Source organism: Geothrix paludis (assembly GCF_022808815.1).
Classification (GTDB): Bacteria; Acidobacteriota; Holophagae; order Holophagales; family Holophagaceae; genus Geothrix; species Geothrix paludis.
The window spans coordinates 34,929-47,107 of the sequence record NZ_JAKZLC010000001.1 but is presented as its reverse complement, the minus strand read 5'-3'; the positions used below and the strand labels follow the sequence as shown (position 1 = coordinate 47,107).

General features: G+C 69.8%; 11 protein-coding genes. 6 read left to right on the top strand and 5 right to left on the bottom strand.

Features of this window, described 5'->3' with window-relative positions:
* Nucleotides 1-52: 52 nt before the first annotated feature.
* The 5 genes from MLE64_RS15645 to MLE64_RS00215 all read left to right on the top strand — a co-directional run bounded on the left by MLE64_RS15645 (nucleotide 53) and on the right by MLE64_RS00215 (nucleotide 5,041).
* Nucleotides 53-1,312, top strand: a complete 1,260-nt coding sequence (locus tag MLE64_RS15645; protein ID WP_279342836.1) for a cytochrome c biogenesis ResB family protein — start codon at nucleotides 53-55, stop codon at nucleotides 1,310-1,312.
* Between the two features lie 2 nt (nucleotides 1,313-1,314).
* Nucleotides 1,315-1,854: a hypothetical protein gene (locus tag MLE64_RS00230; RefSeq protein ID WP_243314529.1), complete on the top strand. Its 540-nt coding sequence runs from the start codon at nucleotides 1,315-1,317 to the stop codon at nucleotides 1,852-1,854.
* Entirely contained in the window at nucleotides 1,851-2,678 is an 828-nt protein-coding gene (gene ccsA / locus MLE64_RS00225; protein WP_243314527.1) for a cytochrome c biogenesis protein CcsA, read from the top strand. Before MLE64_RS00230 ends, ccsA begins: the two co-directional genes overlap by 4 nt.
* Before the next feature lie 71 nt (nucleotides 2,679-2,749).
* Nucleotides 2,750-4,210 carry a B12-binding domain-containing radical SAM protein gene (locus tag MLE64_RS15910; RefSeq protein ID WP_243314524.1) on the top strand — a complete coding sequence of 487 codons (1,461 nt, stop codon included), beginning with the start codon at nucleotides 2,750-2,752 and terminating at the stop codon, nucleotides 4,208-4,210.
* Between the two features lie 81 nt (nucleotides 4,211-4,291).
* The gene (locus MLE64_RS00215; RefSeq protein ID WP_243314522.1) at nucleotides 4,292-5,041 is read left to right on the top strand and encodes a hypothetical protein; all 750 of its coding nucleotides are present in this window, start codon (nucleotides 4,292-4,294) and stop codon (nucleotides 5,039-5,041) included.
* Between the two features lie 26 nt (nucleotides 5,042-5,067).
* On the opposite strand, the gene MLE64_RS00210 is transcribed toward MLE64_RS00215, so the two are convergent.
* From MLE64_RS00210 to MLE64_RS00200, 3 genes are read right to left on the bottom strand one after another with little or no spacing between them, the layout of a single operon-like run.
* Nucleotides 5,068-5,595: a hypothetical protein gene (locus tag MLE64_RS00210; RefSeq protein WP_243314519.1), complete on the bottom strand. Its 528-nt coding sequence runs from the start codon at nucleotides 5,593-5,595 to the stop codon at nucleotides 5,068-5,070.
* Nucleotides 5,592-6,380: a nucleoside triphosphate pyrophosphohydrolase gene (gene mazG, locus MLE64_RS00205; protein ID WP_243314517.1), complete on the bottom strand. Its 789-nt coding sequence runs from the start codon at nucleotides 6,378-6,380 to the stop codon at nucleotides 5,592-5,594. The genes MLE64_RS00210 and mazG overlap by 4 nt, the downstream gene beginning before the upstream one ends.
* A 26-nt stretch (nucleotides 6,381-6,406) precedes the next feature.
* Entirely contained in the window at nucleotides 6,407-8,338 is a 1,932-nt protein-coding gene (locus MLE64_RS00200; protein ID WP_243314515.1) for a L,D-transpeptidase family protein, read from the bottom strand.
* A 126-nt stretch (nucleotides 8,339-8,464) separates the two neighbouring features.
* Here MLE64_RS00200 and MLE64_RS00195 point away from each other — a divergent pair, with 126 nt between their 5' ends.
* On the top strand, nucleotides 8,465-8,836 hold the full coding sequence (locus tag MLE64_RS00195) for a diacylglycerol kinase (RefSeq protein ID WP_243314512.1): 372 nt from the start codon (nucleotides 8,465-8,467) through the stop codon (nucleotides 8,834-8,836).
* Here MLE64_RS00195 and MLE64_RS00190 read toward each other — a convergent pair.
* Nucleotides 8,814-9,695: a phosphatase PAP2 family protein gene (locus MLE64_RS00190; RefSeq protein WP_243314510.1), complete on the bottom strand. Its 882-nt coding sequence runs from the start codon at nucleotides 9,693-9,695 to the stop codon at nucleotides 8,814-8,816. The two genes, MLE64_RS00195 and MLE64_RS00190, sit on opposite strands and share 23 nt — an antisense overlap.
* Nucleotides 9,696-10,153: 458 nt before the next feature.
* Nucleotides 10,154-12,097, bottom strand: a complete 1,944-nt coding sequence (locus tag MLE64_RS00185; protein ID WP_243314508.1) for an aconitase family protein — start codon at nucleotides 12,095-12,097, stop codon at nucleotides 10,154-10,156.
* Nucleotides 12,098-12,179 lie beyond the last annotated feature (82 nt).

Sequence of the window (12,179 nt, the reverse complement as noted above, 5' to 3'; positions counted from 1 at the left end):
ACCCACCGACCATGGCGGCTTGATTGTCATGACCCAAAGCTGGACACACACGTTGCGCCGCGTCTTCCGCTCCCCGGCGACCATCGTCGGGGAGTTGCTTTGCATCACGCTGCTGGGCGGCCTGGGAGCGACCCTGCCTCAGGCGGGCGTGGCTCCCGCGGATAAGGCCGCGCATCTACGGATCCACGGTGCCTTCGTCAACGCCCTAGTCGACCACCTAGCCCTGGACCACGTATTCACCAGCCCGCTCTTCCTGGTCGCGCTGGGCTTCGCCACTGTGTCCCTGTCCATCGTGGTGGTCGAGCAGATCCGCCGCCTGGCCGCCCAGTGGAAACTCACCCCCACGGAGGGTGCCTTCCGCGGCGCCCCCTTCCGCGCGGAATTCACGCGGCCCTCCTCGGGGGCTGCCACGACGCTGCGGACCCGCGGCCGCCTGGGCCTGGCGGGCTCGCCCCTGTTCCACCTGGGCCTGCTCTGCGTGATCCTCGCCGGCGCTCTCCAGGCCGTGTTCGGCGTGAGCTCCGTGGTGGACCTCTACGAGGGGGAGGTGCTCCCGCCCACTGTGGAGGCCTGGGGGGCCCAGTGGCCCGGGCCCCTGGGCTCGCCCTTCCACCTGGACACCCCCCTGCGCCTGGTGTCCGTGGAGAGCACGCGCTACGGCGGTGGCGATCTGCGGACCCTCCGCCTGCAGCTGGCGGAGGTGGCGTCGAACGGGGACCAGATGCGCGAGATGGGCATCAACCAGGACCTGCCCGTGCCGCGGGGCCGCCTCTACGCGGACAACCAGCACGGCCCGGCGGCCCTGGTGGAATGGAGTCTCCCCGCCGAGCCGCCCCAGCGGACCGCCGTCCTGCTGGAGAAGAAGGAGGCCGTCGCCTTCGGAGCCTACTCTCAGGGCCCGGGTCACCTGCGCGCCCGCATCCGGGTGCCCATGCCCGGGGATGGCAGCCGCCCCGGCCTAGCGGAGGTGCGCGTCCTCGACGGCCCCGCCACCCTGGCGGAGGGCCCCCTGCGGCCCGGCGAGAGCCTGCCCCTGCCCGGGGGCGGCGCGCTGAAGCTGCACGGCCTCCCCTACTGGGCCCGGCTCCACGGCAACCACGACCCCGCCATCGGGCTGGCCTACCTGGGCTTCGCCCTGGCCCTGCTGGGGGCGGCCCTCACCTACGGCGTGACGCGGGTGGACGAGCTGGTGGCCGTCACGCCTGAAGGCGAGTTCGAGAGGGTGGTGGTGGCCCTGCGGCCCCACCGCTTCGCCCCCCTGTTCCGGGAGCGGTTCGAGCGCCTAGTGCGCGACCATGGAGGTGAGGTGTGATCATGCGGATGTTCCTTGCCTTGGCGGTCCTGGCCCTTCCCCTGGCCCTCGGGTGCTCGCGGGTGTCCTCCGGCGAGGCCAGGATGCTGGTGACCCGCTACAACCAGGTGGTGAGCGAGGCCTATCGGAAGAACGATGTCCGTCTCATCGACGAGGTGGTGGGACCGGACGCGCCGGATGGCAAGCGCCTCCTCGGCCTCATCGGCGTGCGCATGGACATGGGCCTCACCCTGGATGCCCGCCTGGAAGAACTGGAGGTGACGAAGGTCGAGCAGGCCGGGGATGACCTCCAGGTCTACACGCGGGAGCAGTGGCGATACCGGGACGTGCAGACCGCCACAGGCCGGCAGGTAGGTGAAGCCTCGGTGGACCACTACGAGATACTCTACCGCTTCAGCTACCACAAGGGCACCTGGCTGGTGGAGGAGACCAGGTTCACCACCCCGCCCAAAGTGGGCCGGAAGGAAGTTCCCTGGACCATCGACGCCAAGGATGCCCACGGCATGATCACCCCACCCGCGCCGCAGGGGGCGAAGCCATGAACCCCTTCCTCCAGGAGACCCTCCTCCACTGGACGGCCGTGGGCGTCTACGCCCTGGCCGCCATCCTCTTCACCCACGCCCTGCTTTGGGACCACCCCGCGCGGGTCCGCTGGGCTCGCGGGGTCGCGGCCCTGGGCCTCCTGCCCCACGGGGCGGCCCTCGTCATCCGCTGGATCGAGGTGGGCCACGGCCCCTACATGCTGAAGTACGAAGTGCTGTCCTCCAACGCCTGGATCGCCATCCTCATGCTGCTCATCGTGCTGTGGCGGCGACCCAGCTGGGCCGGGCTGGCCCTGGTGGTCCTCCCCGTCGCGATCCTCATGGTGGGCCTGGGCCTGCTCACTAGCCCCGAGGCCCGCGACCTCCCACCCACGCTGCGCTCCACCTGGCTGATCTTCCACATCTTCTTCACCAAGCTGGCGGTGGGCGCCTTCCTGCTGGCCTTCTCTGCGGCGGTCCTCCTCCTGAGGAAGCTCAAGGGCGCCACCAGCCGCTTCCTGGAGCGGTTCCCCGCTGCGGAGGTCCTGGATGCCTCCATGATCCGCTTCGTGGGCTTCGGCTTCGTGTTCTGGTCCACCACCATCATCGCGGGCGCCATCTGGGCCCATCAGTCCTGGGGCCGCTACTGGGGCTGGGATCCCATCGAGACCTGGTCGCTCGTGACCTGGCTCTGCTTCGGCACCTTGCTGCACCTTCGGCTGTTCTATCGCCTGGGCTCGCGGTCCACGGCCTGGCTCACCATCGGCTGTTTCGGGGTCTCCATCCTCACGGCCTTCATCTTTCCCTTCCTGGTGCCCTCGCTTCACGCCGCCTACTTCCAGTGACCGGGGATTGTGACTATTTCCGCCACCTTTGACCCCAGAATGATGTTGCGAAAGGCAATGAGGGTGACGTCGTGAGCAAGGTCCTTTTCGTGGTGCCGCCCTACTCCAGCTGGGGGGTGGAGGTCATCGGCACCTGGCCGCCGCTCCAGATCGCCTACCTGGCCGGAGCCGTCGAAGGGGTGGGGCACGAGGCCCGCATCTACGACGCCATGAACCGGGATGGCGCCAGCTTCGAAACCATCCGCGCGGAGGTGGAACAGTACCGCCCGGATGTCGTCGTGGCCTACGACTACCTGCCCGTCACCGGCGCCATCAGCACGGCGGTGGTGCCCGCCGCCATGAAGGCCCTGGGCCTGGCCAAGACGGTGGACCCCGCCATCACCACGCTCATCGGCGGCCCCTTCCCCACCTTCAAATATTCCGAGCTTCTGCGGGATCCCTCCCGGGCCGTGGACATCGTCCTGCGCGGCGAGGCGGAAGCCACCTTCCCCGAGCTGCTGGCGGCCCTTCCGGGTGGCGTGCTGGATGGCGTCCGCGGCCTCGCCTTCCTGCGCGACGACGAGGTCATCGTCACCGAGACCCGCCCGCACATCACGGACCTTGACGCAGTCAAGCCCGCCTGGCACCTGCTGGACTGGGACGCCTACCGCTACCGCATCGATCCGCCGGGTCGCATGGCCTCCATCCTCACCTCCCGCGGGTGCATGATGGGCTGCTCGTTCTGCAGCCACCGGGCCTTCTGGCGGGGCGACTGGCGCGCCCGGACGCCGGAGGACGTCATCGAGGAGATCCGCCTGCTCGTGGACCGCTACGCCGTCGAATCCATCACGATGATCGACCCATACCCCACTCATGACCGCGGACGCTGGGAGCGGCTTCTCGACCTCATCATCGAGGCCAAGCTGGGCATCAGGTTGCTGATGGAGACCCGCGCCGAGGACGTGGTGCGCGACGCGGACCTGCTGCCCAAGTACCGGGAAGCGGGCGTGGTGCACCTCTACATCGGGGCCGAGGCCGGCACGGACGAGCTGCTGGCCTCCCTCAACAAGGGGAACGATGTGAACGCCATCGCCCAGGCCATCCGCCTGGCCCGCGAGCACGACATCGTCACTGAAGCCTCCTTCATGATCGGCCACCCCACGGAGACGCAGGCCTCCATCGACCGCACCATCGAGGTCGCCATCCGGATGAACCCCGACATCGCGGTGTTCCCCGTCCTGACGCCCATGCCCTTCACGCCCCTCTACGACCAGATGCAGGACCGCGTGCGCGTCCACGACTACTCCAAATACAACCTGTCCACCCCGATCATCGAGCCCTACGACATGACGCTCGAGGAGGTCGCCATCGCCCTGGGGCGCTGCTACATGACCTTCTACGCCCAGAAGATCCCCCAGATCCGGGCCCTTCCCGACGGTTTCAAGCGCCGCTACCTCCTGAGCGCATGCAAGGAGATGATGGCCGCCTACGGCAAGCACTTCGGCCACCTGGGGGCAAAGATGCCGAAGATGCACCCCCATCCGGCCGCCTGATCAGCGGGCCCCACGACCAACCGGAATCATTCCGCGCTGGCGCAGCCGGTCCTTACATTTCATCCACAAAAGGAACTCCCCATGTCCAGCGCCCTCTCCCTTCTTCTCGCCGCTTCGGTGATGGCGGGTTTCAGCTCGGACGCCGCGGCGGCCACCCCGCCCCAGGCCTCGTCGCCCGCGCCCCATCCCACGGGAGCCCAGATCCCCAAGGGTGAGGATCTGACGGGCAAGGTGCTCGAACGTCTCGACGCCTCGCCCTACTGCTACCTCCGCCTGAAGACAGCCAAGGGCGAGCTGTGGACCGCCGTCCCCGAGGCCAAGGCCGACAAGGGCTCCGACGTCACGGTCGCCAACGCCGTGCTGATGACGAACTTCGAATCCAAGACCCTGAAGCGGACCTTCGCCGAGGTCTACTTCGGCACCCTGGCCACCCCGGGCGCGGCTCCGGCGGCTGGCGCCAATCCCCACGGCCAGGCCGGGCGCCCCGCCAAGCCCGTGAAGGTCGGGAAGGTGGCCAAAGCCGCCGGCGCGGAGGCCCGCACCGTGGCCGAGATCTGGGCCCAGAAACAGAACCTGAAGGGGAAGGGCGTCACGCTGCGCGCCAAGGTGGTGAAATTCACCAAGGGCATCATGGGCAAGAATTGGCTGCACCTCCAGGACGGCAGCGGCGATCCGAAGAAAGGCACGAACGACGTCACCGCCACCAGCCAGGCTGAGGTGGCCGTGGGCGATACCGTGACCATCCGCGGCGTGGTCCAGACCGACAAGGACTTCGGCGCCGGCTACACCTACGCGGTGATCATCGAGGATGCCAAGCTGACCGGAAAATAGCCGCCAGCCCGTCGTTCACCTGGGGTTCACCTGGGCCGGATCGCCCCCTGCCCTGGCGGCAGGCCTGTGGCGAAGATTTGGCCTCCGGCGCCCTGTTTCTCGAGCACCAGCGCCTGGAGGGTCCGGGCGGCCTTGCCGCGCAGGCGGATCATCCGACCCTCCGCGCCCAGGCGGAACTCGGCGGCGCTCATGAAGGCCCAGGACGATTCGCTGGCCTCCTTCTCGATCCGGATCTGGTTCCAGGGGATGCTGGCCGGCCCCTGCCACCAGGCGGGCTGGAACGGGAAGGGCTGCTTCAGGTGCAGACAGCGCCGCCCGGCTTTCAGGGACATGGGCGAGTGGCCGCGCAGGGCGCCGAATTCCACCTGCAGCCAGCCGAGGTTCTTTTCGATGGGGTCGGTGGGATCCGCCGGGAACGCTGCGTACAGCGCGGGAATGCCCATGAGCCGGTTGGTCAGCCAGGAGGCCAGCAGGAAGATCACCGGGATCAGCAGCAGGACGACGGGCGGGGGCGGGGATCCGCCGCGTGGGGCGAGCAGCGCGAGGACCATCATGGCTTCTGCCTCCGCTTCGCGGCCTGCCAGGCGGCTTCCATCTCGTCGAGGGTGCGCTGGTCCCATCCGCCGGCGGCACGGGCATCGTCCTCCACGGACGCAAAGCGGCCCTTGAAGCGCGTCATCTGGCGCCGCAGGGCCCGGTCCGGGTCCACGCCCTTCTTGCGGGCCCACTGCATGAGGCTGAACAGCACGTCGCCGAACTCCTCCTCTACGCGGCCCGGCTCGGACTCGGCCTGGAGTTCGGCCACCTCCTCCTTCACCTTGTCCAGCACGCCCTCCAGGTCGGGCCACTCGAAGCCCACCTTCGCGCAGCGGCGGCCGATCTCCAGGGCCTCCTCCATGGGCGACAGCGAGGCGGGAATGCCCTCCAGCAGGCGCGGCTGCTCGCCGTGGAGCCCCTTCTCCTCGCGCTTGATGGCGGCCCAGTTGGTGAGCACCTCGTCCGCGCTATCCACCTCGACCTCCGCGAACACGTGCGGATGACGTCGCACCAGCTTCTCCACGATGGTGCGCTCCACATCGTGGAGGTCCCAGGCCCCCCGGTCCGCCGCCAGCTGGGCGTGGAAGGCGATCTGCAGCCAGAGGTCGCCCAGCTCCTCGCAGAGGTGCGCCTCGGTGGTCGGATCGCCGGGCGCATGGGCCGCCAGGGCGTCCAGCACCTCCGCCGCCTCTTCGCGCAGGTAGCGGGCCAGCGAGGCGTGGGTCTGCTTCAGGTCCCAGGGGCAGCCCGTCTCCGGCTTGCGGAGCGCGGCCATGACAGCGCGGAGGGTGGTCGGTTCCATACCCCAGGGTACCCGGAGCGCCTGGTTCAGAGGGCGGCGAGGATGGCCTTCGCCAGGTCCGTCAGCGACGGATCCCGCGCCCCCATCACGAGGATGAGGTCACCCGCCTCCGCTTCGGCGGCCAAACGATCCACGAGCCATTCCCGTGAGGGCGCGGCCTCGGCGGCGACGCCTTTCGCGGCGATCTCGGCCACCACGTCAGCGCTGGTGATGTCCCGCGCGGCCGTGCCGCCGGCGTAGAACACGTCCAGGAACCAGAGGCGGTCCCGGCGCGCCAGCTCCGCGGCGAAGGCATCCACGAACTCCGCACGCAGGAACTTCAGGGGCCCGAAGCCGTGGGGCTGGAACACCGCCAGCACCCGGCCGCCAGCGGCTGTCCGCAGATGGGCCGCGCGGATCGAGGCCGCCACCTTGGCGGGGTTGTGGCCAAAGTCGTCCACCACCGTCACGCCGCGCTTGGTGCCAAGCACCTGGAAACGCCGCGCCACGCCCTGGAAGCCCGCCAGGGGCGCGACCATGTCCTCCAGCGGAACGTCCAACACCCGACAAGCCGCGAGGGCCGCCAGGGCATTCTCCACGTTGTGAACCCCAGGCACAGGAAGGACAAAGTCTTTTCCCCCTACGCGGAAAGCCGAGCTTTCCGCGCCGAGCGACAGCCCTTCGGCTCGCAAGCCGACCCCCTCCCCGAACCCGAAGGTGGTCGCCCCCGCCGCGAACTCCCGCAGGTTCTCCGCCTCGCCCACCACGGCGGCCTCGCGCACCTGGGCCCGGAAGGCGCGGAACATCTCCGCGACGGCATCCATCTCTTTGTGGTCCTTCTGGAGGTTGAGGATCACGCCCACGGCCGCGTGGTAGCGCACCACGGAGCCGTCGCTCTCGTCGGCCTCGATCACCAGCAGGTCCGAGGTGCTGGCCCAGGCGTTGCCCCAGCACCCCTCCCGCTGGAGGGCCACCAGCTCGCCGCCGGTGATGACGGAGGGATCGCGCCCCGCGCCCCGCAGGATCTCGAAGACCATGGCCGTGGTGGTGGACTTGCCGCTGGTGCCCGTCACCGCCACGGTGCGATACCGGGCCACGAGGTACGCCAGCAACTCCGAGCGGTGCAGCACGGGCACGCCCAGGCGCCGGGCCGCCGCCACGTCCGGCACCTCGTCCTCCACGGCCGTGGATACCACCAGGGCCGCGCAGTCGCCTTCGAGGCCCGAGCCGTCCTGGGGGTGGATGGCCACGCCCAGGGCCTCCAGCTGCGCCCGGGCTCCGGGCCGCTGGCCCCGGTCGAAGCTGCGGTCGCTGCCGCTGGCCCGGCCGCCTTTCATGGCCGCGAACTGAGCCAGGGCGCTCATGCCGCTGCCCGCCACGCCGGCGAAGTGCAGGCGTCCCAGGCCCAGCCCATCATTCGGAAGGTCCTCGGCGATGAGCAGGAGATCTCCCTCGGCCACGCGGTCGAAGAGGTCCACCACGTCCGCGTTCGAGAGGCGCACGCAGCCGTGGGACACGGCCTGCCCCAGCTGGGACTCCTGGTTGGTACCGTGCAGGTAGATGAAGCGGGCAAGAGAATCCCGCCCCGGCCCGCGGTTCCAGCCCTCCTCCAGGCCGTCCAGGGTGAGCACGCGGGTGAGGATCAGGTCTTCGTCCCGGGGCTCTCCGCGCCAGATCTCGCCCGTGGTCACGCGGCTGCGGAACACCGTGCCCGGTTCGGCTCCCGCGCCGATGCGCGCGTGGATGCGGTGCCAACCCGTAGGCGTGCGGTACGAGTTCTCCTCGCAGCCCAGGCCGTTCTTCGCCGTGGAGATGACGGCCTCGAAGGCCAGGCGCCCCCCTTCCAGCAGACCCAGGCGCTGGCGGGCCACGTCCACGATCAGGACCTTGGACCGGCCATCCAGGGCCGGCGCGCCCGCGCGTCCGAGCCCAGCCAGGAGGAGGGCGCGGTAGCGGGCGGAATGGACGGGATCAGTCATCTCAGGACTCTCAAGCACACAAAGCAACCAGCGGACCACCCAGCTTCACATGGATTCCGGATGAAGGAGCACGGCCGATCCAGGCGGCCCCGGTGCCACAATGGGCTGTCGCCCATCCGAGCCCGCATGAAGAACCAGCCCTTCCCCCAGCGCCTTTCCTACAGCCTCCAGGGGATCCGCGTCGCCTGGCAGCAGGAGGCCAGCTTCCGCTTCCAGAGCCTGATGGCGTTGGCAGTGGTGGCGTTGCTGATCACCCTTCGGCCCGCGGCAATCTGGTGGGCGCTGCTGCTGCTGAACTGCGGCCTGGTTCTCGCCGCCGAGCTCATCAACACGGCCCTGGAGCACGCCCTCGACCACCTGCATCCCGAGATCCACCCGGCGATCAAGGTGTCCAAGGACTGCGCCGCCGGGGCGGTGCTCATCTTCAGCCTGAGTTCCGTGGCGACCTTCCTCGCGTTCCTCTGGTCCGCAGTGGTCAGAACACCATCGCCACACTGAATCCGTAGCCGCCCGGCTGGACGGTGGGTGCGAAGGACAGGGCCACCTTGCTGTGGGCCCTGGACCGGAGCGACTGGTTGTAGGAGACGACGGACTTCCCGACGAAGGTTCCGATGAGGCCGCCCGCCACCACGTCGGACACGAAGTGCTTGCGCTGCTCCACGCGCGCCACCCCCACGAGGCCCGCCAACCCGTAGGAAAGGCCCGTCACCCAGGGACGGTCCGCGTGCTCGGAAATGACCGAGGCCAGGGCGAACGCCTGGGTGGCATGCCCGGATGGGAAGGACGCCCCGCCATGCAGCGGATGGAAGTCATGGTCGCCCTGGCCGGCCTCGGGCCGGGAGCGGCTAGCCAGGGTCTTCAGCGGCAGGGTCAGCAGGAGCTGGGCGATCCCCATCGTGACCATCGCATCGACCCCTGTGGCGCGCACCTCGGGCTCCTTGAAGGCGACTCCCGCGAGGTAAGTCCCCCCGGCGATGAGGACGCTGGGCACGTCGCCCAGCTCCTGCACCGCCTTGGCGCCGCGGTCCCAGGAGGCGTTGGCGTGGTTCACCATGAACCGGTCCCCCGCATGGTCCAGCAGCAGGCCCGCGCCCAGGACGGCGGCTGCGCTCAGGCCGGCGGTGGTCCAGTCCGGGCGCTCCCAGCGCGCCGGGGCGGTGACCACGTGGGCCGTGTCATCCAGCAGCAGCCGCGGCAGATTCCAGAAGCGATCCGGATCAGAAGGCCCCCCCATCGGAGTGGCTTCCGGCGCCACCTGGGCCTGGACCGGATTCGCGGGCCGCTCCTCCGGTTGAGGCTGTCCCGCCCACAGGTACACGGAGGACAGCAGCAGGGAGCCGAGGCGGACGAACGTCATGGGCGGGTCTCCGGGTGAGGACCCGCGACCGATCGGAGCCCACTCAAGCCACCTTAGCGAGCCCCGGGGTCCGGGTGGAACGCCTTTCCAAGAGTGTGTTTTAGAATTCGCACGGGCCGCGCTGGGAGCGCCGGGCGAGCATGGCTAGGACAGGGCCCGCGGGCATGGTGGTTCCATGTCGAGGGCCCTGGACGACGCCAGGCCCTCCATCTGGCGCCACGCGGCGCGTGGCTCCCGCTCGCAAGCTCGCGGAGAGGGAGCCTCCCCGCCGCCCCAGTCCGGAGGGACGGTGTCCAGCCGCGCGCCCATCGGCGTCACCGCGCTTGGACGATGTCCCGCATCGCCCTGCGCGCGCTTCCTTCTTGGTATCGCCTGTGGCGATACGCAAGACAAACTGATATCTGCTGGATCACGCGGCTGGCCACCGTCGCGGCTCGCGGGAATTCTAAAACACACTCTCAGGCCTTCGCGATGCGCCCGGCCAGGGCGCTGGCGGCCACGGTGGCGGGGCTGGCCAGCCACATCTGGCCTGGTCCGCTGCGGCCGGGGAAATTCCGGTTGATCGCACTGATGGTCACCTCGTCGGGCCGCGTGGAGACGCCTGGCCCCGCATTGATGCAGGCGCCGCAGGAGCTGCCCAGCACCACGGCCCCCACGGCCTCGAAGGCCGCGATCCAGCCCTGCTCCTCGGCGTGGCGCCGCACGTCCTCGCTGCCGCACTGCACGAAGAACCGCACGCCCTCGGGCACTCGTCGCCCTTCCGCCGCCGCGGCCTTCACCACCTCGTAGGCCCTCCGCAGGTCCTCGCGCTTACCGCCGGTGCAGCTGCCCAGGTAGGCGATGTGGATGGGCACGCTTCCGTCCAGGTCCGCCAGGGCCACGCCGTTCCCGGGGTCGCCGGGGCGGGCCAGCATGGGGCCCAGCGCCGCGCAGTCCACCTCCAGGGTGTGGGCGTACTCGGCGCCCTCGTCGCCGCGCATCCAGGGCTCCAGCGTGATCTCCGCGCCCCTCCGTTCCTTCACGAAGCGCATGGTCTCGGCGTCCGGCGCGATGAGGCCCGTGAAGCCGCCGATCTCCGCCGCCATGTTGGTGAGGGTGGCCCGCTCGTCCGTGTCCAGGTCGCGCAGGGCCTCGCCCTGGTACTCGACGACGTGACCGATGGCGCCGCCTTCGCGGATGAGGGGCTGGGCCAGGAGGTGCAGCACCAGGTCCTTGGCGGAGACGCCAGGGCGCAGGCGCCCATTCAGGCGCACGCGCAGCGTGGGCGGCACGGTGACGCGCACGTCGCCCGTCACCCAGGCGTTGGCGATGTCCGTGGTGCCGACGCCGAAGGCCAGGCAGCCCAGCGCCCCCGCGTGGGGCGTGTGCGAGTCCGTGCCCACGACCACCTGGCCGGGAAGAACATAGCGCTCGGCCATGAGCGCGTGGCAGATGCCCTCGCTGCCCGATCCATCCGGCAGCTCGCCGTGGAGCCGGATGCCGTGCTTGCCGCAGAAGGCCTCCTGAGCGGGCTTCAGGCCCTCGGCCACCGCCAGCAGGCCCATGGCGCGATGCTCGGCCTTCATGCTGTGGTGCAGGAAGGTGAGGTGATCCCGGAAGGCCAGGATGGAGGCTGGATCGCGCAGCCTGGCCTCCGGTCCCAGGGACTTCTCCAGGAAGCTGGCGGCCATGGGTGTCACGTACTCGTGGCTGAAGCGCCAGTCCGCCTGCACGAAGAGGCCGTCGCCGGGCCTCACGGCGGGAAGCCCCACCTGCCCCGCCGCCGCATCCACCACCGCATGGCGGGCCAGCAGCTTCTCGGCGTAGGTCATGGGGCGCGGGGCGTGGGCGGGCAGCGGCGGCGCCACCTCGCCCTTCATGCGGGCGGCGTTGTAGGCGAAGAGCCCGCCCCGGCGCACGATCTCCGCGGTGACGGGATCCAGGCCCGCCGTGAACTCCGCGAGAGGAATGGCCTCGCCCCGGCGGATCCGCGGGATGAGGCCGACGTCCGTGCTGGTGAGCAGGCCCAGGTTCTGGCAGTTCTGGCGGTAAATGCGCTCGAAGCTCTCGGCGATCACCAGGCGGATGCCCGCGCACCACTCGGCGTAGGGGCTGGCCTCGCGGCTGCTGCCCTTGCCCCGGCGCTTGCCGGCCACGCTCACCGCGAAGCCGCCCGCCCGCACGGAGCCCGCCTTCACCGGGAAGGCCTCGCCGCACTTCAGGCCCAGGTAGGGGAAGTCGCCCAGCTTCTCGTCGTAGTGGTAGCAGATGAAGGCCGGCGTGATCTCATCCGTGCTGATCTGGTCCCGCAGGGGAAGCGCTTCGGCCGGCTCCAGGTCCTCGCCGGCGAGCTGGCGACGGATCCGCTCCGGATCTTCCGTCAGAAAAAGAATGCGGCCCGTGAAATGGATCAGGTCAGACACCATCCGTTCAGCTTACGCCAGGTGTCGGGAGGATCCGGGTCGTCCACGGGGCCTGCCGGCCTGCGTCATGCCTGGATTTTCA

What these genes read in the sequence shown, in the direction of transcription:
- mazG (WP_243314517.1), bottom strand. Translation starts at nt 6,380, where the DNA reads ATGGAACCGACCACCCTCCGCGCTGTCATGGCCGCGCTCCGCAAGCCG.
- ccsA (WP_243314527.1), top strand. Translation starts at nt 1,851, where the DNA reads ATGAACCCCTTCCTCCAGGAGACCCTCCTCCACTGGACGGCCGTGGGC.
- MLE64_RS00215 (WP_243314522.1), top strand. Translation starts at nt 4,292, where the DNA reads ATGTCCAGCGCCCTCTCCCTTCTTCTCGCCGCTTCGGTGATGGCGGGT.
- MLE64_RS00200 (WP_243314515.1), bottom strand. Translation starts at nt 8,338, where the DNA reads ATGACTGATCCCGTCCATTCCGCCCGCTACCGCGCCCTCCTCCTGGCT.
- MLE64_RS00230 (WP_243314529.1), top strand. Translation starts at nt 1,315, where the DNA reads ATGCGGATGTTCCTTGCCTTGGCGGTCCTGGCCCTTCCCCTGGCCCTC.
- MLE64_RS00195 (WP_243314512.1), top strand. Translation starts at nt 8,465, where the DNA reads ATGAAGAACCAGCCCTTCCCCCAGCGCCTTTCCTACAGCCTCCAGGGG.
- MLE64_RS00210 (WP_243314519.1), bottom strand. Translation starts at nt 5,595, where the DNA reads ATGATGGTCCTCGCGCTGCTCGCCCCACGCGGCGGATCCCCGCCCCCG.
- MLE64_RS00190 (WP_243314510.1), bottom strand. Translation starts at nt 9,695, where the DNA reads ATGACGTTCGTCCGCCTCGGCTCCCTGCTGCTGTCCTCCGTGTACCTG.